The organism is Neobacillus sp. PS2-9 (assembly GCF_030915525.1).
In the GTDB taxonomy this organism is placed as follows: domain Bacteria; phylum Bacillota; class Bacilli; order Bacillales; family Cytobacillaceae; genus Neobacillus.
Window position 1 is genome coordinate 1,180,323 of sequence record NZ_CP133269.1, and the last position, 24,084, is coordinate 1,204,406.

At 36.8% G+C, this 24,084-nt stretch carries 22 protein-coding genes; 17 read left to right on the forward strand and 5 right to left on the reverse strand.

Translation table 11 applies throughout. The annotated features are described in order from the left end of the window. Positions 1-2 precede the first annotated feature (2 nt). From murJ to RCG25_RS05805, 7 genes are all read left to right on the forward strand, one after another. Positions 3-1,544: a murein biosynthesis integral membrane protein MurJ gene (murJ, locus tag RCG25_RS05775; RefSeq protein WP_308082738.1), complete on the forward strand. Its 1,542-nt coding sequence runs from the start codon at positions 3-5 to the stop codon at positions 1,542-1,544. Between the two features lie 56 nt (positions 1,545-1,600). After that, complete coding sequence (locus RCG25_RS05780; protein WP_308082739.1) at positions 1,601-2,797, forward strand: glycosyltransferase family 4 protein; 1,197 nt, start codon at positions 1,601-1,603, stop codon at positions 2,795-2,797. 148 nt (positions 2,798-2,945) lie between these two features. After that, positions 2,946-3,860 (forward strand): beta-1,6-N-acetylglucosaminyltransferase, encoded by a 915-nt coding sequence (locus RCG25_RS05785; protein ID WP_308082740.1) that lies wholly within the window; start codon positions 2,946-2,948, stop codon positions 3,858-3,860. Between the two features lie 41 nt (positions 3,861-3,901). Continuing rightward, on the forward strand, positions 3,902-4,735 hold the full coding sequence (locus tag RCG25_RS05790) for a hypothetical protein (protein ID WP_308082741.1): 834 nt from the start codon (positions 3,902-3,904) through the stop codon (positions 4,733-4,735). A 21-nt stretch (positions 4,736-4,756) separates the two neighbouring features. Continuing rightward, complete coding sequence (locus RCG25_RS05795; protein ID WP_308082742.1) at positions 4,757-6,007, forward strand: type III PLP-dependent enzyme domain-containing protein; 1,251 nt, start codon at positions 4,757-4,759, stop codon at positions 6,005-6,007. 24 nt (positions 6,008-6,031) lie between these two features. Continuing rightward, a complete protein-coding gene (locus RCG25_RS05800; RefSeq protein ID WP_308082743.1) occupies positions 6,032-7,039 on the forward strand; it encodes an ATP-grasp domain-containing protein in 1,008 nt (335 codons plus the stop codon). A 298-nt stretch (positions 7,040-7,337) separates the two neighbouring features. Then, the gene (locus tag RCG25_RS05805; protein WP_308082744.1) at positions 7,338-8,150 is read left to right on the forward strand and encodes a lipid II:glycine glycyltransferase FemX; all 813 of its coding nucleotides are present in this window, start codon (positions 7,338-7,340) and stop codon (positions 8,148-8,150) included. Between the two features lie 49 nt (positions 8,151-8,199). Here RCG25_RS05805 and RCG25_RS05810 read toward each other — a convergent pair whose 3' ends face one another. Next, entirely contained in the window at positions 8,200-9,258 is a 1,059-nt protein-coding gene (locus RCG25_RS05810; RefSeq protein ID WP_308082745.1) for a lactonase family protein, read from the reverse strand. Positions 9,259-9,359: 101 nt separating this feature from the next. On the opposite strand from RCG25_RS05810, the gene RCG25_RS05815 reads away from it, so the two are divergent. Next, positions 9,360-10,064 (forward strand): DsbA family protein, encoded by a 705-nt coding sequence (locus tag RCG25_RS05815; RefSeq protein WP_308082746.1) that lies wholly within the window; start codon positions 9,360-9,362, stop codon positions 10,062-10,064. A 1-nt stretch (position 10,065) separates the two neighbouring features. Further along, positions 10,066-10,473: a disulfide oxidoreductase gene (locus RCG25_RS05820; RefSeq protein WP_308082747.1), complete on the forward strand. Its 408-nt coding sequence runs from the start codon at positions 10,066-10,068 to the stop codon at positions 10,471-10,473. 78 nt (positions 10,474-10,551) lie between these two features. Here RCG25_RS05820 and RCG25_RS05825 read toward each other — a convergent pair whose 3' ends face one another. The 4 genes from RCG25_RS05825 to RCG25_RS05840 all read right to left on the reverse strand — a co-directional run bounded on the left by RCG25_RS05825 (position 10,552) and on the right by RCG25_RS05840 (position 13,956). Then, the gene (locus tag RCG25_RS05825) at positions 10,552-10,644 is read right to left on the reverse strand and encodes a YjcZ family sporulation protein (protein WP_308082748.1); all 93 of its coding nucleotides are present in this window, start codon (positions 10,642-10,644) and stop codon (positions 10,552-10,554) included. Between the two features lie 133 nt (positions 10,645-10,777). Then, entirely contained in the window at positions 10,778-11,632 is an 855-nt protein-coding gene (locus RCG25_RS05830) for an outer membrane protein assembly factor BamD (protein ID WP_308082749.1), read from the reverse strand. Positions 11,633-11,903: 271 nt separating this feature from the next. Beyond that, positions 11,904-13,175 (reverse strand): FAD-dependent oxidoreductase, encoded by a 1,272-nt coding sequence (locus tag RCG25_RS05835; protein ID WP_308082750.1) that lies wholly within the window; start codon positions 13,173-13,175, stop codon positions 11,904-11,906. Positions 13,176-13,509: 334 nt separating this feature from the next. After that, the gene (locus tag RCG25_RS05840; RefSeq protein ID WP_308082751.1) at positions 13,510-13,956 is read right to left on the reverse strand and encodes a Dps family protein; all 447 of its coding nucleotides are present in this window, start codon (positions 13,954-13,956) and stop codon (positions 13,510-13,512) included. A 357-nt stretch (positions 13,957-14,313) separates the two neighbouring features. Here RCG25_RS05840 and RCG25_RS05845 point away from each other — a divergent pair, with 357 nt between their 5' ends. The 8 genes from RCG25_RS05845 to RCG25_RS05880 all read left to right on the forward strand — a co-directional run bounded on the left by RCG25_RS05845 (position 14,314) and on the right by RCG25_RS05880 (position 24,069). After that, complete coding sequence (locus tag RCG25_RS05845; protein WP_308082752.1) at positions 14,314-14,910, forward strand: cell wall hydrolase; 597 nt, start codon at positions 14,314-14,316, stop codon at positions 14,908-14,910. A gap of 149 nt (positions 14,911-15,059) precedes the next feature. Next, positions 15,060-16,184: an HAD family hydrolase gene (locus tag RCG25_RS05850; RefSeq protein WP_308082753.1), complete on the forward strand. Its 1,125-nt coding sequence runs from the start codon at positions 15,060-15,062 to the stop codon at positions 16,182-16,184. 501 nt (positions 16,185-16,685) lie between these two features. Continuing rightward, positions 16,686-18,038, forward strand: coding sequence for an APC family permease (locus RCG25_RS05855; RefSeq protein WP_308082754.1), 1,353 nt, complete (start codon positions 16,686-16,688; stop codon positions 18,036-18,038). A 230-nt stretch (positions 18,039-18,268) separates the two neighbouring features. After that, positions 18,269-19,558, forward strand: coding sequence for a Glu/Leu/Phe/Val family dehydrogenase (locus tag RCG25_RS05860; RefSeq protein WP_374121062.1), 1,290 nt, complete (start codon positions 18,269-18,271; stop codon positions 19,556-19,558). Between the two features lie 16 nt (positions 19,559-19,574). Further along, positions 19,575-19,865: an SAV0927 family protein gene (locus tag RCG25_RS05865; protein WP_308082755.1), complete on the forward strand. Its 291-nt coding sequence runs from the start codon at positions 19,575-19,577 to the stop codon at positions 19,863-19,865. 23 nt (positions 19,866-19,888) lie between these two features. Beyond that, complete coding sequence (locus RCG25_RS05870) at positions 19,889-20,137, forward strand: biotin/lipoyl attachment domain-containing protein (RefSeq protein ID WP_308082756.1); 249 nt, start codon at positions 19,889-19,891, stop codon at positions 20,135-20,137. Between the two features lie 112 nt (positions 20,138-20,249). After that, complete coding sequence (locus RCG25_RS05875; RefSeq protein ID WP_308082757.1) at positions 20,250-22,385, forward strand: sigma 54-interacting transcriptional regulator; 2,136 nt, start codon at positions 20,250-20,252, stop codon at positions 22,383-22,385. Positions 22,386-22,596: 211 nt separating this feature from the next. Further along, positions 22,597-24,069: an aldehyde dehydrogenase family protein gene (locus tag RCG25_RS05880; protein WP_308084105.1), complete on the forward strand. Its 1,473-nt coding sequence runs from the start codon at positions 22,597-22,599 to the stop codon at positions 24,067-24,069. Positions 24,070-24,084: the final 15 nt, after the last annotated feature.

The following is a 24,084-nucleotide window of genomic DNA, read 5'->3' on the forward strand; positions in this document are numbered from 1 at the left end:
CCATGAAAAAAACGGTTCTTATTTTAATGTTAGTAACGATCATTTCGAAAGTTCTAGGATTTGCAAGAGATATAGTATTATCCTATTTCTATGGTGCTTCTGATATAAGTGATGTTTACTTAATTTCCTTGACAATTCCTACTGTCATATTTGCCTTTGTGGGTAAAGGGATATCTGTTGGGTTTATTCCTATGTATACCCGAATAGAAAGTAAAAATGGAACAGAAAGAGCGAATCAGTATACCAATAACGTTATTAATTTTGTACTTATAGTATGTACGGCTATTTTTATAGTAGGATTATTTTTTACAGAGCCTATTGTAAAATTATTTGCTTCTGGCTTTGAAGGTAAGACACTAGAACTGACAGTAACATTTACTCGAATCACGTTAATAGGGGTTTATTTTACCGGGGTTAATTATGTGTATTTAGCATATCTCCAAATTAAAGGTGTATTTGTCATTCCAGCACTTATGGGGTTACCAGCAAATATTATTATGGTTGCTTCTATCATTGTTAGCTCACATAAGAATATCTACTTATTATCAGTAGGAAGTTTAATAGCAATTTTTTCACAATTTTTACTTCTATTCATTTTTAGTTATAAAAGTAATTATAGATATAAACCAAAATTAGATTATCGAGATGAAAATATTAGGAAAATGGCCATTTTAGCATTACCGGCTATATTAGGTACTTCAGTTACACAGATTAATTTATTAATTGACCGCACAATAGCTTCTAAGCTAGAAGTGGGAGGAATAGCGGCATTAAATTATGCAAGTACATTAAGTGTAGTCATAATTGGGATTTTTGTTTTATCGATTAGTTCCGTACTTTATCCCAAAATATCTAAATTGTCTGCTGATAATAAAATTACAGAAATGAAAACAGTATTATCTGGGGCAATTGGTGCTGTCAACATACTCGTGTTACCTGCGGCTGTTGGATGTATGATTTTTTCTGGACCGATCGTTGAGTTTTTATATGGTAGAGGGAATTTTGACTCACATGCTTTGAATATGACATCAAATGCACTTTTCTATTTCTCAATTGGAATTGTTGGGTTAAGTCATAGGGAAATTTTATCGAATACCTTTTATTCTCTTCAAGATACGAAAACTCCTATGATAAACGCGGCCATAGCAATGATTTTAAATATTGTTTTGAATTTGACCTTATCCAAGTATTTAGGAATCGGCGGATTAGCCCTGGCAACAAGTATATCTACTATCTTCTGCACAATTCTCTTAGTATTTAATCTCAGAAAAAGAATAGGGAATCTTGGTCTAACGGGTGTGTCAATTTCCTTTTTGAAAATATTAATTGCGTCACTAGCTATGGGGGGACTAAGTAAATATATTTATAGCTTACTACTTAATAAGTTTAATCTAGATATCTCTTTAATAATTTCAGTATGTATAGGTGCAGTTGTGTACTTTATACTTATTTACTTATTTAAAATTAAGGAAATGAAAATGATAATTGGTGAAATAAAAGGGAAATTGAGACCATTAACGGAAAGTGAAGCTGCTGAAATATAAAAATAGAGGTGTAATGATAAAGGGAGTACTGGAAAAATACGGGAAAGAGGAGTCCGATGGTGAAAATTTTATATGTTGCCACAATATCTAATATGATAAATGCATTTTTGATTCCTCATATTAAAGTTTTAGTCGAACAAGGAAACGAGGTAGGATTGGCATTCAATGAAGATAAAGAAATCAATCCTGAATTAATTAAATTAGGATGTAAAATTCATCATGTTAAGTTCCAAAGGAATCCGTTTAACAAAAATAACTTTTATGCATTAAAAGAGATAAAAAAGATTATTTCAACAGAAGGGTATAAATTAGTACATGTACATGCACCTGTTGCTTCATTAATAACCCGATGGGCATGTAAAAATATGTCTGAAGTCACAATGCTTTATACTGCACATGGATTTCATTTTTTTAAGGGTGCTCCAAAAATAAATTGGGTTATATACTATTCACTTGAGAAAATTGCAGCTAAATGGACCGATGGAATCATTACCATGAATGATGAGGACTTTTCCTCAGCTAAGAAACTAAAATTAAGAAAAAGGAATTCAGTCTACAAAGTACATGGTATTGGGCTCAATTTGACTAGATTTAAACCGTCAAATCCTAAAGAGAAAAGTACATTAAGAAAAGAAAATGATTATAATTTAGAAGATTTTATTATTATAAATGTTGGAGAACTATGTTACAGAAAGCACCAAGATTTGTTGATACAGGCAGTAAGCATTGTTAGTAAGAAGATAAAAAATATTAAACTTTTACTTGTTGGAGAAGGAGATCAACTCAGCAATTACAAGCAGTTGGTCCAAACACTAGAATTGGAGAACCATGTGGATTTTTTAGGTTACCGGCAAGATATTAATGCACTTATGAGTATTTCTGATCTTGCAGTTTCAACTTCTAGGCAGGAAGGTCTCCCGGTTAATGTTATGGAGGCAATGGCTGTTGGGTTACCAATAATTGTTACAGACTGCCGTGGGAATCGGGACTTAATATCAAATGATGTTAATGGGATTGTGGTAGGTGATAATGATTCACTAGCATGTGCGAATGCAATTGAGAAACTGTATAATTCACAAGAATTAAGGGAGAAGTTTGCTGATAAAAATAAGGAACTTATTCAAACATATTCAATTGAAAATGTAATAACAGAAATGGAACAAATATATTCCAACATAATGATCAATAAAGAATCAAAATTAATAAATAAAATAAAAAAAGAACAATATTCTCAGCAGGGCTCACAAAACTAATTCACACTCTTACAAATTTTATAGAGGAAATTCCTAATGAATTAAGGTACATTCAGGGGTTTTAACGGTATTTTTTTATTACACCGTTCTTTATAATGAATTATTTGTACGTTTCTAATTATATTAACCCCTTAAGGAGGGATATAAAATGAATTCTTCCCCACGAACTGCTTATATTTTACAAATCCATAAAAATCCAGATCAAGTGAATAAGTTTATCAATCAACTAATTTCAGGCGATCAGGCGGATGTATTTGTTCATATTGATAAGCGAAATTATGAAGACATGAATAAAAAGATAATCAAAAGTCCAAATGTTAAAGTTTTACAAAAAAGTATTGTTTGTGAGTGGGGACATATTAGCCAAGTAGAAACGACTATCCATTTGTTGAGGGAAGTATTAGCCTCCAAAAATAAGTATGATTTTGTTTGCTTAAGAAGTGGGCAAGATTTACTTGTAAAGGATGGATTTAAGGATTTCTTATTGAATAATAAAGGTAAGATATTTATGGATTTCATTAATATCACATGGAAAAACGAAGGTGCAATGAGGATAAATTGGCCTAATATTACAAGAAAAAGGTATACTTCCGCACATCCTTTTAGAATTTACAGAAGAACAATCAAAGCTTTGTACGATAAGGGAATAAATTTATTCCCCAATACTAATTATTGGCCTAAGGAATACTCATTTTATTGCGGTTCGCAATGGTTTACGATACCTTCTAATGTTGCAAATTACATCATCGAGTTTTTAGATAATAATACATGGTATCTCCAATACTTTAAAAATACTTACACTCCTGATGAGTGGTTTTTCCATACTTTAATTATGAATTCACATTTTAAATGTGACGTGGTGAATAATAATCTTTTGTATCTAAGAATGGGGGAAAAACTAAGTGAGAGAAATTCCCCTGTGTACTTAACAAGTAAGGATATTAACATAATAGAGAATTCAAATCAATTCTTCGCAAGGAAATTTGATGATACTATTGATTATTCAGTTGTGGAGTATTTTGCAAAAAAGGCTTGCTTTGTTAGAGGTAAAGCAGCTGTCTAAATGAAGTTGATTAATATTTGTTAAAGAAGTGGGAGGCTCATATGTTAACGTTGAATTACAAAAGAAGTATTTTCCAAATCTGTGAAGAGATAGGTTCTGGTAGCTATGAGAATCAAACAATAAAACCAGATATCACCATTAGATTTGAGCTTTTGTTTTCTCCACCTAAGAATTCCGAACTTAATAAAAGGAATTTTTCCTTTCGTCTTTTGATCCCAAACTATCTAATAAATTTAGCTGAAGAAGAAAGTCAAATTTTTAACAAGATACACAAAAATACCCGGTATAAAATAAACAGAGCAATAAATAGAGATGATTTACTTTACTTTGAGCATACAAATCCAACTGACTCTGAAATTGAGGAATTTAAAATATTTTTTAACCCATTTGCGAAGGAAAGAAATATTCGAACTTGTGATGTCAATAAACTGAAGGAATTAAGAGACCAAGGGGCATTAGTCATGTCATTTGTTACAGATAAGGACCGTCGGTTTCTATGTTATCATGTTTATCAAAAAGATGATCAACAAGGATATTTAATATACTCTGCATCTAGGCGCTATAATCATGACGATTCCGGTTTTCGTAACTTAATAGGAAGAGCTAATAGATATTTGCACTGGAAAGATATTCAGAGCTTTAAACAAAAAGGATGTAAATGGTATAACTTTGGTGGAAAAATAATGAATGAGGAAGACATAGAGGGGCAAAACGTAAATAAGTTCAAACTAGAGTTCGGACCCATAACTGGATTTGACTCAAGGATTTTTTATTCCAATAGTCTAATTGGAAAGTTAGGAATTATTCCGATACATTTTAAGTGGAGAAAAAGTCCTGAATATAAATATAGTAAAAATTTTGTGTCGACAAAATAATTATTGAAATAAGGTGAATACATGTTTTTAACATACCATCAACTAGAAGGCCTAGACAAAGAGTTTGGGTCTTCTTTTTTCTTATTAGATGTAGATAAATTAAAAAGTAATTATCAAAAAATTGACGTTGCATTTAGGAGTAGATACCAAAACTTTATTATTGGTTATTCGTATAAAACGAACTACTTGCCTTACTTATGCAAGGAAATGAATCAATTAGGAGCCTATGCCGAGGTTGTCTCTAGATTAGAATATGACTTAGCTGTAAAAATAGGAGTTCCTCCAGAAAAGATTATCTTTAATGGTCCTTTAAAATTTTCTGAAGATATTGAAACAGCTCTAGAAAATGGAAGTATGTTAAACATTGATTCGCTCTATGAAATAGACTATGTGACAGACTACTGCTTAAAGAATAAACAAAATCTTGTAAAAGTAGGTGTAAGAGTTAACTTCGACCTTTCTTCTAATGGGGAAAGTCCACTTCAGGAAGGATATGAGGTTAGTAGATTTGGAATCTGTGTTTCAAATGGAGACTTTCATTCTGCTATACAGAGGCTTAAGGAATTAGAAAATCTTAATATTGTTGGCTTACATGGTCATTTCTCCACGAAAGAAAGAAAAGTCGAAACATATGGGACTATTGCGAGGAAACTATGCGAACTAGCCAAGCAGTATATCCCAGACACTATTGAATATATAGACATAGGAGGTGGCATATATGGAGAACTACCTGCCTCCTTTAAACTGCAAACACCAAGTTTTGTGGATTATGCTGATACGATTTGTCGTATTATGAACAACGAATTTGAAGGTTATGTAAAAAAGCCATACTTAATATTGGAACCTGGAATTTCCATGGTAGCAAATGCATTTACCTTTATTGCAAAAGTAATCGATACAAAGACAATACAAGAAAACTCATTTGTTCTAATAGATGGCAGCGTTCACAATATTAAGCCTACCATGCATAAAAGAAATCTTCCTATGCGTCATGTGTTCCAAAATCCAGAACGAAACTCTTACGACACATATAACATAGTAGGATATACCTGCATGGAAAAGGATTATTTAGCATACAAAGTAAAAGGGCTATTACCCATAAAAGACGATTATGTTATTTTCGAGAATGTTGGTGCTTATACGGTTGTCTTTAATCCACCATTTATTAAGGAAAGACCAGGCATTGTGGCAACAGTTAACGGTGAATTTTTCACTGTACGAAGAAAGGAAAGTTTGAAGGAATTTTTTAATGAGGATCTTTATGTATTTTAAATAACTATGATTGAGGGATAGAGTATGAATATTTTACTATGTAGTGCGGGGAGAAGAGTGAAATTAGTTAAATATTTTAAAGAAGAACTGAAGAAAATAGGGGGGAAAGTAGTAGCTGCAGATTGTGATCCTTCCGCCCCAGCCTTGTATCTTGCAGACTCAGCAGAAATAGTGCCCCGTATCACCCATCCAGAATATATCCAACACATAAAACAGGTTTGCAAAAAGCATAAAATCAATGCCGTGTTAAGTCTGATTGATCCCGAATTAAGCCTACTAGCAGAGAATAAGATTGAGTTTGAAAAGGAGAATATAAACATAATTGTTTCTAATAAAGATGTAGTAAATATCTGTTTCGACAAATTCCTCACCTATACTTTTTTAACATCACACAACTTGCCGGCAGTCCCCACATACGTAAAGATCGATGATATACTCTCTGAAATTGAAAAGAATCAAATTCAGTTTCCTTTAATTATAAAGCCGAGAACTGGCAGTGCAAGTCTAGGAATCTCGATTATTCATTCTTTGGAAGAGTTACACGCTCTTTGGAAGGATACGGGTGAGTTGATTGCCCAGCCATTTATTGTGGGGGATGAATATGGAGTAGATTGTTATGTTGACTTTATTAACTATAAAACTACCAATATTTTCTGCAAAAAGAAAATAAAAATGAGAGCAGGAGAAACGGACAAATCAATCGCCGTGAATGATCCTGAACTTCTTCATTTAATTGAAAAAACGCTAAATGAACTAAAAGCAATAGGACCTGTAGATATTGATTGTTTTAAAACGGATAGCGAGTACATTATTTCAGAAATTAATCCAAGGTTCGGTGGAGGATATCTTCATGCACATGAAGAAGGTCAAAATTTTGTGAAAAATATAGTAAATAATTTAGCGGGCATGTGTAATTCGGTTGATATAGGAAATTATTCTGATGGATCTGTCATGATAAAGTTTGATGATGTATTAATTTTAAGAGGGATAGATCAAGTTCCATTTCACCATCATTTACAAAAATCCGTATAAAAAGGGGATTGTTATGTACGAGGTTTTTTCTTTTCAGCAGAAAACATTTTGGGAAGAAAAGTTAAACACACTTTCCAAAAAGGATATCTTCTATCACCCTTCATATTCTGGTTTGTATCAAAGCATGGGGGATGGAGAACCTCACTTATTTTTCTATGAAGATCAGAGTGGAAAAAAGGTAGGCTATGTCTTTCTAAAAAGAAAGATTAAGGGATTGCCTTTTGCCAAACATGAAACGAATGATGACATTTACGATATTATTACACCTTCATACGGCTATGGGGGCCCATTATACGACATGGAAGAAAAACAGCTAGTATCGGCATTTAGAAAAGAGTTTGAAGAATACTGTCAAAAAGAAAATATAATATGTGAATTTATTAGGTTTCATCCCTTGCTGCAGAATTGCCGGATAATGGAGGAATTTGTAGACACCTCTTTTGATCGGGAGACTATTTTTATAGATTTGACGAAAACAGAAAAGGAAATTTTTAATGGTTATCATACTAACCATAAAAGAAATATTAACAAAGCAAATAAAAAAGAGTTAGTGTTCAGAGTTTTTAAAAATGAAGAGGCACTTGAAGTGGTAGAAACCTTTTACCAATTATATAAAGAAACAATGGATAAATTGAATGCTTCTACCTATTCTTACTTTTCTACTAGTTATATAAAAGATTTATTATCTCATTTAAGTCAGTATTCAATTATTGGTGCTGTTTTTTATAAAGATCAGATGGTAGCCGCCTCTATGTGTCTGTATGAAGGCAATTCATTGCATTATCATTTGGGTTGTTCCAATAAGGAATATTTACATTTAGGTGTGAACACCTTTCTTCTTCATCAATTAGGCATTTGGGGGAAAAGAGCGGGATTAGAAAGATTCCATTTGGGTGGAGGCCATAAAGGAAGAGATTCTCTTTTTCAATTTAAATCCCGTTTTAATCCTAATGGAGTACTCCCATTTTATATTGGTAAGAAAGTCCATAATCCTGTTTTATATAATCAACTGATACAAAAATGGGAGAACTATTATGAAGATGAAGTTAATAAAACTTATTTTCCAGCCTATCGTTCTGTTCCCAAAAAAACTGTATCAATATCAGGGTAAGAATAATAACAGCCATCTGTCCGTTGACAAATGGCTGTTACACTAGAATTTACTCATGCAAAAACTTCACACAAACCGGATAAGGCACCACTATATCAGACTGAATTAACGTTAGTGTTCCAGTTCCCTCATCCCGTGAATAAAGCACAAGATTCCCCGACTCCTGATTCGAAGCTACAATAAACTTCTCGCTCGGATCTAGAGCAAAATCCCTCGGCCAGTCACCTTTAGTTAAAACATGTTCTACAAAACTTAACTCTCCAGTTTCAGGATTCACACTAAAAACGGCGATACTATTATGTCCACGATTCCCCGCATAGACAAAACGTCCATCAGATGAAATATGAATGGCACTGCCTTGATTGTTTTCAGTGAAGTCTTCAGGAAGTGTGGAGATATACTGCTTTTCTGTAAAATGGCCATTTTCCTCGTGATAGGTTAACACAATGACTTCAGAGCTAAACTCTGTCATTACATAGGCAATTTTTCCATTCGGATGAAACACTAAATGCCTTGGACCGCTTCCAGCCTTTAATGGCAGAAGCTTTACTTTCGTAAGTGTTCCGTCACTGTTTACCGCATATGTGATTAAGGCATCAATCCCTAATTCCACGACAGCTAGATATTTTTCATCTGGTGTAAGTCCGGCATAATGAGTATGAGGTTTTTCCTGCCTTGGATCTGGGCCAGAACCTTCATGAATCATGATAGAAGCAGCTGGTAAAATCGAACCATCCTCTTTGTTTAGTAAATGAGATTCTACCAAACCTTTATGGTAGTTAGCACCAAACACATATCGATTCTGGCTGTCTACACTAACATGACAAGGAGATGCCCCGGCTGAAAGCTCACGATTAATGGCAGTTAAGCTACCATCTTCATGAATGGAAAAAGCAGCAAGCCCGCCGTTTTCTCCTTCTTTGACAACCGAATAAAGGTAGCGATTATCTTTGCTAATGTTTACATATGTAGGATTTTCTAACTCTGCAGCAATCGTAACATTCTCTATCTTTGCGTCTTCCGTATTTAAGGTAAAGGAATAGATTCCTTTACTCTCTCCTTTTGTGTATGTGCCAATATACCCCATATAATGATTCGTATTTGTCATTTTCTTTGCTCCTTAAGTGAAAAAATTAGTATCCTCTATTATAATATCCTATAATTATTTATAAACTATTTTCTCATACATTGCATAAAAGGAGATTGAATATGGCTTCTAAAAAGAAGAATACGAAAAACGAAACAAAATCATCCTCTAAGTTTGTCTTTTGGATGGTAGGAATTATTGCAGCCTTTGTTCTAGGATTTATCTTTTTGGGGAATCACTCCAAACAAGAAGAGTCTAAAACAAAGGAAGCGATTGATTATAGCAATCAGCCATTTCTTGGAGACAAGTCTGCACCGGTATCCATTATTGAATTTGGCGATTACAAATGCCCAAATTGTAAGAACTTTACTGAGAAGGTTGTTCCAATTATTCAAAAAGAGCTTGTTGATAACGGGAAAGCTAAATTCTATTTCATGAATGATTCTTTCATCAATGTCGATTCCATTCGTTCGGCTAAATTTGCTGAATCAGTTTATCAGGAGCTTGGGAACGAGAAGTTTTGGAAATTTCATGATCTTCTATATGAAAAGCAACCAGCCGAGCCTGAAAAAGAAAAAATGGATATCTTCACTGAATCCTTTTTAACTGATACTTTAAAAGAAGTGGCTGATAGCAATGAAGTGGATAAAGTGGTTAAAAACTTCCGTGATAAGAAGTCGGAGAATTCGTGGGACAAGGATATGAGTTACGCAGAAAAACTAGGCGTAACGGGAACACCGACTATTTTCGTTAATGGTAAGCTGTTTGAAGGACAAACCATCGATGATTTAATTAAAATGGTAGAGGACGCCACTAAGGAGAAATAAAATGAATAAATCATTATTACTTTCTTGGATTGCTGCTGTCATCGCCACACTTGGCAGCTTGTATTTTAGTGAAGTGATGCACTACATTCCATGTACCCTCTGTTGGTATCAAAGGATTTTCATGTATCCATTAGCCATTATTTTAGGTATGGCAGTTTATCGTAACGATTTAAGAATTCATAAATATGTTTTGCCATTGTCGATCATTGGCATGTTGATTTCGGGCTATCATACACTATTGCAAAAGATTCCTTATTTACAGCAGTTTGAAATGTGTACTTCGGGTGTGCCTTGCGCGAGAGATTACATCAATTGGCTTGGTTTTATTACGATCCCTTTATTAGCCTTTATTGCATTTACTATTATTACAGTAAGTTTAGTGGTCCTTGCACGAGGCCATAAAGAGTAGTGTAATCAATTAAAGAAAAGAGCGGTAAAACCGATTGGTTTTACCGCTCTTTTTGTTTATTAGGTGCAGTTTAAATAATTAGTATAGATAAGATGCACCAACAATAATTAATAAAATGAACAATACAACGATTAAAGCAAAGCCGTTGTTATTGTGTCTGCCGTCTGACATAGAAGATCACCTCCCATACTAAACTAATACAATGTATGCAGGTGTTGTTCATAGTGAAAGGGACAAACGTTGATGGAAAAAGTAAAAAGGCTGAGCCCAATGTGTTTTTTTAACACGGGACAGCCTTTTCTTGTTATTGCATTGCATCATACACCATCTTCGTTTGTTTGTTCACACCATACCAGCCCCATGTTGTCGTATGTCCTTCGCCAGTTTGTGAGTTATCGACAACAAACTCATAAACGTGGATAACGTAATCACCGTTATCAGCATCGTGATCATAGACCACTTTAACATTTTGATCAGAAGAAAGGTTAAGATGTTGTTTCACTAAATCCTCTGCTTGTGCATGTGTAAGTGGTTGGTTTGCTTCTTCCTTTTCTTGTTTTGCTTTTGCTTCTTCTTCTTTTTCTTTCTGTTTTGTTTCCTCTAGTTTCTGCTTTTCTTCGTCCGCGGTCTTTTTCTTGTTGGCTGTCTCAATCATAAGTTCAGAGGCTTCTTTTGTAATTTCTTCAATAGAAGGGATATCAGTAAATTGAATGGTTTCTGATACTTCTTTAAAGACGTTTAATGCCTGGTCATACTGATTTTGCTCCATTAATGCTTTACCTTTAATGATTCGTTCCCTCATTGAGTCAGAAAGTGATTTTGCCTCTTGGATCTCTTTGATGAGTGCATTAGCCTGTTTACTAACTAACTTTTTAGTGGCTTTCTTACTTAACAGGTTTTTAAGCGTATAAGTGGCAGTATCAAAATCACCTTTATGATAGAGTGTGACACTTTCCTGCATGATTTCAGCTGCATGAAGGTAATTCTTTGCCTCATTTGTTTCTTTTTCTTCTAATGCATTTTCGAATTTGTCTTTCGCTTCAGTATAGTTCTCTTTCTCCAGTGCAGCCTTACCAGCATCCAAACTTTCGGTATAGGCTTTTGGCGTGCAGGCAGAAAGAATAAATACGGCTAGTAATAAAAAAATCCACTTTTTCATGGTTATTCCCCCAATTGCCATTCTAATATCTTGTATTAAATTGTACAGTTTCCGACAGAATCTGACAACAACGGAAGGCAATATGAGAAAAAGGACACCTAATAGGCGTCCTTTTTATTAGTATAAGAAAACTTCGACTTCGAGAATTGGCCAGCTCCAGCGCCTAGCCCCTCGGGTCAAATAACCTTCGGCAAGGAAAGTCAAAGAGCGACTTTTCTTGCCGAAGAACATTTGCCTGTCGGGGCTGATCAAGGCGCTTGCGCTTTTCTAATTAGCTGTATTGTGGTCGTAGTTTTGTTCGTTTATTAACGTGCTGCTCTGCACTAAGTGCGGCAATGGCGCCATCTGCAGCAGAAATAACGGCTTGTTTAATTGGCGTTCTACGGGCGTCTCCACCGGCAAACACGCCATCAATATTAGTGCGAAGGTATTCATCTACTACTACATAACCTTCTTCGTCCCGCATGACGGCTCCGTTTAAGAAGTCTGTCCCGGGCTTCATTCCACCTAAGTATAAGAAAATACCGTCAACAGCCCAAACTTGTTCTTCTTTTTTATCAGTAAGAATAACAATTTTCTCCACACTATCTGTCCCTAGAATTTCACGGACTCGATGACGTCTAAAGATTTCAACCTTAGGATTTGCTTCTAAAGAAGAAAGATCTGCGTCTCCTTTTAACTGTTCGGTTGGAATTAATAATTTCACTTCCTTGCAATACTTAGCTAGTGTTTCAGCCTCATGAATGGCTTCATCATTATCTCCGACAACAGCTACGACTTGGTCCTGATAGAAGGCCGCGTCACAGGTTGAACAGTAACTTACACCACGTCCCGTAAATTCTTCTTCCCCTTTAATTTTACTCGAGGGGGCTTTTGCACCGACAGCAATAAAGACACTTTTCGCCTGAATGGTTCCTTCGGCAATTTCAATCTTCTTGATTTCATCGGAAAAATTAACAGAAAGTACGGTGGAACGAACAAATTCTGCCCCGAAATCCTTTGCTTGGGCCTGCATCCTCGTAAGGAGCTCAAGACCTGTTACTTCTTCGCGAACACCAGGATAGTTTGCGATTTTATGTGTAATAGCTAGTGTGCCTGCTTTAGGAGCCTTATCGATAACAAGCGTTTTTAATTTCCCACGGGCTGCGTAAACAGCTGCTGAGGCACCTGCAGGTCCACCGCCTATTGTAACGAAATCATACACTTCATCAAGCACTCTTTGATTAACTGGTTGAAAAATGTTGTCTGCTGTCTCTTCTGGTGCTTCCGCTAGAGTAGGGGGTGTCACACTCGCAGGTGTAGTTTCTGCAAGACCGAGAAGCTTGTTGAATTTTTTCTCTTGAAAACCTAAGACTAGCTTTCCATTAATAAGGGTTGCTGGGGTTCCAAAGATTTTCCGTTCCTTTAATTGATCAAAATATTCTTTATGTATAGAGGCATTTCGCTCTTCAAAGTCAATTCCGTGTTCCTTAAGGAAAGCCTTAACCTTTTCACAATATGGGCAGCCTGTACTACTGTAGACAATTACTTCTAGTTTCTCCATGTTTCTACCTCCCAGTAGGAATTTATCTAATTATTATAATAATATTAATACTAAATAAAAGTCAAACCTTTTTAATAATTATTATAATTTAATCTATGTTAAAGAACATTGGTGATTTTTATACCCTGTTGATTGGAGTGGAAGACGCGAAGACTCCTGTGGGAGTACGGTTCAGGGGAGACCCCGCAGGCGCAAGCGCCGAGGAGGCTCGCCGAAACGCCCACGGAAAGCGAAGCGCCTGGAACGGAAATCCACAGACAATTTAACAAAGTCATAATTTTGAAAAGAAGGATGACTCCAATGGTTAATGAGTCATCCTCTTTTGATCTATTTATTAAACTTTCTTACCAAGATAGGCATTTAACATCCAAATGTGTTTTTCTAAACCAGAATGAATCGCTAGTAGCATATCTCCTGTTGTTTCATCATCTAATTCCTCTGCAGTACTCATACCTTCTTTTAATTCACCTGTGATGATGGAGAAATCATTTATTATAGACTGAACCATATCAGATGCAGATTCTTTACCAGATGCTTCTTCAATAGAAGATAGTTCTAAACATTCCTTCATCGTTGCAACGGGATTGCCTCCAACTGCAAGTAATCGTTCAGCTAACTCATCCACATGTAATCCAGCCTCATTATAGAACTCTTCGAATTTAGCATGTAAGGTGAAGAAATTTTCGCCCTTCACATACCAATGGTAGTTGTGTAACTTGATATACAAGACAGACCAATTGGCAATTTGTTTGTTGAGTACGTCAACTAATTGATTTTTCATTTTTAAAGCCTCCCGATTATTTTGTCTCTTTTATCTTACCCAAGTTTTGGATGATAACTTACATGGAAATAAGGATTTTTGTTGTCAATATCGTGAAAACTAGGTCTATTTGGCTCCCTTTCTATGTTACATAGCTGATACAAATTGTAATAAGGCAACCAAAACTATCTAATAAAACCATTTTTAGGATAAAAAATAGAAGTGGTTTAAAATTCCATTTAGTAGAGAGATAGCATGAGGATGGGCGCGGTTTTAGTAGTTTACTAGTTACCACTTTTTGGACGATGAATTAGTATGTTACAACTGATAGCCTTATGAGTAGAGAAACGACAGACAAAACACGGGAGGTACTAACACATGAAAAAACTTAAAAAACTAGTTATTGCAACGGGATTAATTTTATCAATGTCAGCCTTTACGTTAACTGAAAAGTCAGAAGCGGCAACGACTTCTCATAAAATTCAATCCGGTGAAACCTATTGGAACATAGCAAAAGGCTTTGGTGTGCCAATCAATACATTAATGGCGACAAATCATTCGAAACCACTTTATACTGGTCAAAACATGTTAATTCCTAACTCGCCAATTACACCAGCAGAGAAAGAATTAATGGCACGTTTAGTTCGGGCAGAGGCTGTAGGGGAACCATATGCAGGGAAGGTTGCAGTCGCAACTGTTATCTTAAATAGAGTGAAGAGCCCTGATTTCCCTTCAACTGTGAAAAGCGTCATCTATCAAATTTCAAATGGCCACTATGCATTCACACCTGTCGCAAACGGTCAAATTAATCAACCAGCGGATAATGCTTCAAAGAGAGCGGTTAATGAAGCGATCGCATTCATGGGAAAAGGGAATGGATCTTTATTCTTCTATAATCCTAAAACTTCTACCAGCTCTTGGATTACATCACGCCAAGTGACTGTGACAATCGGTAATCACCGCTTCGCGAGATAATAGTTGTCCTAAAAAGCTAGCCTAATTGGTTAGCTTTTTTTATTATGTGCAAATTTAAACCGTCCTATTTTAACAAATCCCTTTAAATAATTAGGATTGCTGTGTTACGATAGCGTATAAAAGCATAACTAGAAGTGAGGGAAGGGAAATTGATTAAAACGATTTTGTTTGACGTGGATGGTGTCCTGTTAAGTGAAGAGCACTATTTTGATGCTTCAGCATTGACGGTTTGGGAGATGTTAATTAGTAATAAGTACTTAGGGCTGTCTCCGGATAAGTTTAAAACAGACTATACGGCAGAGGAAATGAAGGGAATAAGAGAACGAGTTTTTATAAACGACCAAATTCTTAAGTTGATGAAATCCCGCGGCCTAAACGCGAACTGGGATATGATCTTTCTTTCCTTCAGCCATCAACTAATCCATCTGTTATCACAAATAAAAGAGTATGAATTTGAAAAAATTAACAACTGGTGTCAGGCACCCATTAATCGTGAAACGTTGCTTGAGATTGGAAGGGTTCTTGGGAATTATCCTGTAAAGATGGATTTTTCTTTGTTTGTGAAGGAATTTGAGCAATCTGAGGCAACGAAACAGGAATTACTGGGCTATTTAAATGAGTTGGCTTATGAGAAGCTGGGAGTGGAAACGTCCATTTTTCTAAAAGGGGAGCTGTGGTCTGTGTGTGAACATGTTTCCCAGGAGTGGTATGTAGGGGATGAGCATGTTTCAGCTTCTACTGGTAGACCATCGGTGCAAAAAGGGAAACATGGCTTCCTTGCCAATGAAACAACATTAGCTCCTCAGGAAGAAATTAGTGAACTGTTCGATTTCCTAACCACCTCTGGATATACAATCGGTATAGGAACAGGAAGACCGGAATTAGAAACGATTCAGCCTTTTCACCATTTAAAGTGGTTACAGTATTTTGATGAAAAACGGATGGTAACCGCTGATGACGTGTTAAAGGCAGAACAAGAGCTTCCAGGCAGTAAATCCTTATCGAAACCTCATCCCTATACATACATTATGGGTCTTAAAGGGAAAGGCACATCTGTGTCAGACTGTTTAAATACTTCTCTCCCTATTAAAAATGGGAAAGATGTCTTAGTTGTCGGAGATTCCTTGGCAGATTTGCTTGCCGCCAGACAATTGGGATGTCAATTTGCTGCTGTCTTAACTGGACTATCAGGGAAAGACGCAAGAAATGAGTTCGAGAAACACAAAGCGGATTATATTTTAGATTCTGTATTAGATATTAAAGGGATTTTATAATAAGGCTTTGTTAACTTGTCTGTTGATTTCCGCTCCAGGCTCTTCGCTTTCCGTGGGCGTTTCGGTGAGCCTCCTCGGCGCTCACGCCTGCGGGGTCTCCCCTGAACCGTACTCCCACAGGAGTCTTCGAGCCTTCCACTCCAATCAACAGGGTATAAAAATCAACACTGTTCTTTAACACAGCCTATAATAAAAAAATCAAGCATCTTTTAAGCCTTCAATCATTTTTTAGATTGAAGGTTTTTTTGATGGACTTATTTATGCAAATCAGATTAGATTATGCAAAATTTCATAGAATTAAGGAGTTATATTTTTATTTTTTCACACTTAAATAATTGGCATGAAAATTGCAACTATTTTGAATAGTAATATAATTAATTTGTAGGGGAGGTTCGGAATGTTAAGTATGAGCTTTTAAAACCTCATACTTCTATTGATTTGAACAAAAATGAAAATGCTTACATTTTTTAATTATTTTTTAAAAAAGGAGAGTTGTTCAAATTGGAGAATGTTACCCTTAAGCGTTCACTTGGACTATGGGCCATCGTAGGTCTTGGTTTAGGCTACATGACGCCTACTATTGTGTTTGATACCTTTGGGATTGTGTCAGATGAAACAAATGGTGTTGTTCCTCTTGCATATCTAACGGCATTGGCTGTTATGTTGTTTACGGCAATTAGTTATGGAAAAATGGTCCAAGTATTTCCAAGCGCTGGATCTGCCTATACGTATACGAAAGAGACAATGAGCCCCCATCTTGGATTTATCGTTGGCTGGGCTGCATTACTTGATTATATCCTTTTACCCATGGTGAATGCCTTAATCATCCGTATTTATATGGTATCTGTCTTTCCTTCGGTTCAAGCATGGATTTGGGTGGTCTGTTATGTCGCCATCGTTACTGCCATAAATGTATGGAGTATGAGTAAAACCTCAAATTTGAATTCCCTGCTTGTTATATTTGAAGTCGTCTTAATTGTGGCCTTTATTGTCCTTGCTTTTGTGAAGCTATCTCAAGGGATGGGACAAGGCACCATTTTAACAACTGAACCGCTTTTTCATTCCAATGTCCATCTTGGTGCAGTTTTAACAGGAGCAACAGTGGTTTGTTTTTCCTTTATTGGCTTTGATGCTGTCACCATGTACGCCGAGGAGGCGGTCGACCTAAAAACAATGCCAAAAGCAATTATGCTGACTGTATTAATCGGTGGAGCCATCTTTTTCATCTGCGGTTACTTTGCTCAGGCATTATTCCCAGATGTCTCTAATTTTAAAGTGACAGATGATACGCTGCCTGAAATTGGACTGTTTGTTGGGGGAACGCTTTTTAAACTCATATTCTTATCAGGTGCATTTGCTGCCACTGTTGCATCTGGGCTGGCATCACATGCGAGTGTTGCACGTCTCTTGTACGTGATGGGACGGAATGGTGTCCTTCCAAAAAAACTGTTTGGATCGGTCCATCCGAAATTTAGGACTCCGGCTTTTAATGTCATCCTCGTTGGCGTTGTTTCGCTGCTTGCGATTGCACCAAGTCTTGAATTAATTTCATCCTTTATCAACTTTGGGGCGTTAATTGCCTTTACCTTTGTTAATTTATCCGTCATTGCCCATTTCGTTTTCCGTCAAAAAAGATATAAAACAGGCAAAGATATATTCTCTTTCCTTATAATGCCTATCCTTGGAGCAGGAACTACGGGGATATTGTGGTATAACCTGCAAGCAGATGCACTTATTGGTGGAATTGCTTGGATTGTCATTGGGCTAATCTACTTGGCCGTCAAAACTAAAATCTCTAAAACCAGTATTGTTGATCTACATTTTGATGAAGCGGAGAAACCTACTACTTTATAATAAAAAATAGCTGAAAAATAGGTGACTGAGTTTTTGGTCATCTATTTTTATTTCCATTTGAATTCTAGGCATATTTCAATAGTATGCAAAAATGCATAATCCAATCAATTTTTCATAGCGTTTACATTTTTCTAAATACATTACATGAAAAAAGCCGTAATAATTCTATTTTCATAAGTTGGCACGAAAATTGCTACTACTTTAGTAACAACAAAAAATGAGGTGTTATGATGGCAATCGATTCTTTAGATTTGAAAAAGAGTGAGGGATTAATGGAAAAGGATAACTCCTTAACTGAGTTTCAAGAAACATTAAGAGAGGCAGCAGGTATCCTAAATTATCCTCCGCAGGTCTTTGAATTTTTAAAGAAGCCGATGAGATTTTTGGAAGTTAGCATTCCCGTCCGCATGGATAACGGTAAAACTGAGATTTTTCAAGGGTACAGGGCCCAGCACAATGACGCATCAGGGCCGACAAAAGGCGGGATTCGCTTCCATCCGGATGTTACCCCTGAAGAAGTGAAGGCATTGGCGGGCTGGATGAGTTTAAAATGTGGGATTACTGGCCTTCCATATGGAGGGGCAAAAGGCGGAATTGTTTGTGATCCCCGCAAAATGAGTTTAGATGAATTAGAGCGATTAAGCAGGGGCTACGTTAGAGCGGTCAGCCAAATTGTCGGACCGACAAAGGATATCCCGGCGCCAGATATGTATACTAACTCGCAAATTATGGCCTGGATGCTCGATGAATACGATCACATCCGCGAATTCGATTCCCCAGGCTTTATCACAGGAAAGCCGATTGCCCTCGGTGGTTCGAAAGGGAGGGAAACTGCCACCTCAAAAGGCGTTTTGTACACCCTGGAAATGGTATGTGAATTAAAAAAGCTATCATTAAAAAACCTCCGCGTGATCATTCAAGGATTCGGCAATGTAGGGAGTTATCTTGCAAAATATTTATATGATTTAGGGGCTAAAGTGGTTGGAATTAGTGATGTACTTGGCGGTTTATATGATGAAAATGGCCTCGATATCCCGTATCTCCTAGAAAATAGAGACTCCTTTGGGATTGTATCCAATCGCTTTAAAAACTCCATCACGAATCAAAAGTTATTGGAAAAAGAATGCGATGTTCTCATTCCGGCGGCGATATCTGGTGTCATTCATAAACAAAATGCAAGCAGTCTGAGTTGTAGTATTATCATTGAAGCGGCAAACGGGCCAACGACAAAAGAGGCGTTAAAAATTCTCGATGAACGAGAGATTCTCGTTGTTCCTGATATACTAGCCAATTCCGGCGGCGTGATCGTCTCTTACTTCGAATGGTGTCAGAATAATCAAGGTTATTACTGGACTGAGGATACTGTTGATGAGAGGCTCAAGGAAAAAATTATCGAAAGTTTCCTAAATGTTTTTAATACCTCTAAACAACACGGAGTTAATTTAAAAATTGCAGCTTATATCGAAGGTATTCAAAAATTAGCTGAAGCTTCAAGACTAAGAGGATGGTTGAAATGTTAAAAAGGAGGAATGGAGAATGAAGCTAGAAATTTTATCAGAACAAAAAGAACGGCAGCTTTTACATTATTTTTGCTTAATTTCCAATAACCATCGTTATGATTTGATTATCAGCTATTCAGAGCACTTTTTTGGCAAAGCGATGGTGACTTCAATTCAAACTGGAAATATGGTTTTACTTTGCCAAGAGGACACGTATTCAGATGATCTTTGGGCAGCTAGACTGGGAATTGAGGTCGAGGACATCCCGGAATTCCAAGAGTTCTTCGGCCTTGTTTTACAGACAGCGCCTTTTCAGGAACAATATTAATTCGAGAATGGAGGAGGACTTTCATGTACCTAGGAGTGGTTACTAGCCCGTGCTTCGGGAGGGTAGAAAAAATTCAAATAAAGAATGAAGAAAGAATATATGAATGGGACCCCTTATTTATGATTAAAGCAGATGATGGTCATGAAGAGATGATTATTACCGGCGTAAGTGGAGAGGTAGAATCCCTTGAAGTACAGGAAGGAGATGACGTCATCCCTGGCATGGTTCTCGTATATATAAAAGAAGATTTGTATGTAACCGGCAGCGACTAAACGGTAGAAAAAGGAGATGGGCGTCCATCTTCTTTTTTTAATGATTTTTATCTATTTAAAAGATTCTAAAAAGTGTTAGTATTAGGTAGATAAGGACGAGGGGGATGAAAAAATGTTTTCCGTCGCTAAAGAAAAAATCAAGCCAATAATTTCAGTCACAATTGAAAATGAAGAAGTTTTACAATCGGTCTTAAACAAATTAAAAGAACCCTTTATATTCTTAGAAAAACAAAATAAATTATTTGCGTATGTATCCTTAAGTAATCAATTGCTAGAGAAGCTGAAGGCGCAAAATTTTTCAAAAGAATTATTGCTTGAACACGCCAAGTCCATCGAAACCATCTGTCATTTGAGTGAGAATATTTCACTGCCTGTTTTGTTCCAAATTATCGGTGAGCCGTTTGCCCTCATAAAGGGAGAGGATGGAAAGCCATCCGGTTACATAAGAAGAGAAGACGTTTTGGCCGAGCTTTTTAAGCAGGAAAATAAAAGCGTAGATTTACTTAAAATTATTCTCACCTCCATTCCGATGGGCATTTTTGTGCTTGATAAGGAAAAGCGCATCATTAATTGCAATGAAGCTGGTTTAAAAATGATTAAATCCACTGCGGAAAAAGTATTAAATTTTCCAGCAGAAACTATATTCAGCAGACATCATATTGACAATGTGTTCTCAACCGGTAAAACACTCTTAAACCATCTTGAGATTACGAACGAGATGGGTGTCCTCGTGGATTATAGCCCGATTTTAAACTATGATGATGAGGTCGAAGGAATTATCATTGTGGTTCAAGATTTACCGATGGTCGAAGAAATGGCACTGGAAATTGAATATATCAAGGATTTGAATAAGGATTTAAATGCAATTCTCTCAAGCATTTATGATGAAATACTGGTTGTAAATGCAAAAGGAGAACTTATCAGATTTAGTGATAATATTATTCAGGATTTCTGGAAGGTCGATTTAAAGGAACTAATCGGAAAAAATATTCTTGAGTTTGAGGACCAGGGGTTGTTTACACCATCTGTAACAAGACTTGTGATGGAAAAAAGAAAAAAAGTATCGGTAGTTCAGGAAACAAAATCCGGCCGAAAAATTCTCGCCGTTGGGAATCCTGTCTTTAATGAAAAAAGTGAGCTCGACCGGATTATTGTGGCATCTCGGGATATAACAGAAACAACTCGCTTAAAAAGCGAATTGCTGGAAATGAGAAAAATATCAGAGCAATATAAGAAGGAATTAGATGACTTTAAATCTAAAGACCGCTTTTTAAAAAAGTTAATTTACTGCAGTCCAAAAATGGAAAAAATCATGAACCAGGTGAAGAAAATTGCTGACTTTTCTTCTACTGTTCTCCTTCACGGAGAATCGGGAGTCGGAAAAGAAGTAATTGCTCAAGCGATACACCAATTAGGAAAACGTTCTTCCAAACCGTTTCTCAAATTAAATTGCGGTGCTATTCCGGAAAATTTGTTGGAAAGCGAATTGTTTGGCTATGCAAAAGGTGCTTTTACAGGTGCTGATAAGAATGGAAAAGAAGGTTACTTTAAACAAGCGAATGAAGGCATCTTGTTCCTTGATGAAATCGGGGAAATGCCAATGCATCTGCAGGTGAAGCTCCTTAGGGTACTTCAGGAGCAGGAAGTTATTCCAGTCGGCAGCACCACGCCAATAAAGGTAAATGTTCAAATCATCGCAGCCACGAACAAAAAATTAGAGAAACTGATCGAGGAAGGAACATTTCGCGAAGATTTATTTTATCGCTTAAATGTTATTCCGATTCATATTCCGCCATTAAGAGAGCGCACGGAAGACATATCCTTGCTAGCATTCCATTTCCTTCAGCAGCTCAATGAAAAATACGATCGAAACTATCATTTAACGCCTGATGCAGTGAATGTCATGGAATTTTATCCATGGCCAGGCAACGTCAGGGAGCTGCAAAACATTATTGAACGACTAGTGGTTACAGCAGATCATTCAGCGATTGATGCCGAATTTGTAAGCCAATTTTTATCGCTTGGCTATGAACATAAAAAAATGAAGCCAGTCATAACCAGGGTTATTCCGTTACAGGATGCCATCGATCATGTCGAAGAACAGCTGATTGTCATGGCGATGAACCAGTACAAAACGACCACCAAGGCAGCAAAAGCATTAGGAATCAGTCAATCCTCCGTAAGCAGGAAATATCAAAAAATCTTAAGCGAGAAAAATATGAATATCGAGAACTTATCTACTCTATAAAAAGAAAAAGCTGCTTCAGTTTCTACGAACTGAAGCGGCTTTTTCTTTTTATGCAATCAACAATAGTGTTATGCAAAAATGAATAACCTCATATGTTTATTTTTCGAAAGGCATGTATTTACTAGGATTTAAGTTTTGGCACGCTTCTTGCAATAATAAAGAATGAGAGAAATAAAAGGAGGAACTGATAATGGTCGAGGTAAACAATAGAGTGATTAACCTAAAGATGTTTATTGATGGTGAATGGAAAGATGCGGAGAATCAAGAAACACGCCCAATCATTAATCCGGCAAATGGCGAGGTTATTTCATATGCGCCAGAAGGTACTATTTCAGATGCACGCGCAGCCATTTTCGCCGCACGCAGAGCATTTGAGGAAGGTGTCTGGTCAGGAATCTCTGCACAGGAACGTGCCTCCTATTTATTCAAAATTGCAGACAAAATTGATGAGTATGCAGAAGAACTTACTCAACTTGAAACAATGGATAACGGCAAGCCATTAAGAGAGGCGGGATATGATGTTGGTGATGCAGCTGCCTGTTTCCGTTATTATGCCGGTCTGATTACGAAGCCAGACGGTTATACGTATCATGTAGCAGATCCGATGCAGGCTATGGTTGTTCGTGAACCGGTTGGCGTGTGCGGATTGATTGTTCCATGGAATTATCCGCTCTTAATGAGCGTATGGAAAATTGCCCCTGCTTTAGCCGCAGGCAATACAATCGTTTTTAAACCTTCAGAGGTGACACCGATTACACCGAAAAAACTATTCGAAATTTTCGAGGAAGTGGGTCTGCCAAAGGGTGTCGCTAATATGGTATTGGGCGCAGGACCAGTGGTAGGAAATGAAATTGCCACTCATTCAGAAGTGGATATGGTTTCATTTACTGGCGGTACCAAAACAGGAAAACATATTATGAAGGCCGCTGCCGATACAATGAAAAAGGTTTCTCTGGAGTTAGGCGGTAAATCACCTAATATCATTTTTGGGGATGCTGATTTTGAAACTGCTGTCGATTATGCTCTGTTTGGAATCTATGCCGGCGCTGGTCAGGTATGCTCAGCCGGGTCAAGAATTCTAGTGGAAGAGAGTATTTACGATAAGTTTGTTGAACGCTTTGTTGAAAGAGCTCAAAAAATTCAGGTCGGACCAGGGAACGACTCTTCAACAGAGATGGGCCCGCTTGTTAGCAAGGAGCATTTGGAAAAGGTCCTATATTATATCGAGTTAGGAAAGCAGGAAGGTGCGAAGGTCGCATGCGGTGGCAGCCGAATCGTTCGTGACGGCTTAGAAAAAGGATACTTTGTGGAGCCGACTGTTTTCGTTGACGTAAAGCAGGAAATGCGAATCGTTCAGGAGGAAATTTTCGGACCAGTTGTAGTTATTCAAAAATTCAAGGATGAAAGCGAAGCAGTAAAGCTAGCGAATAATACGGTTTATGGACTTGCTGGTGCAGTATTTAGCAATGATGGCGCCAAGGCCCTTCGAGTAATTAAGAAGTTGCGTGTAGGGATTACTTGGGTCAATTCCTATCACCCTACTTATAATGAAGCTCCTTGGGGTGGCTATAAACAAAGTGGAATTGGCCGCAGTCTAGGAACATTTGGTCTTGAGGAGTTTCAGGAAATTAAGCAAATTAATATCAATTTACAAATTGAGCCTGTAGGCTGGTTTTCAAACTAAATCATGATGAGGAGC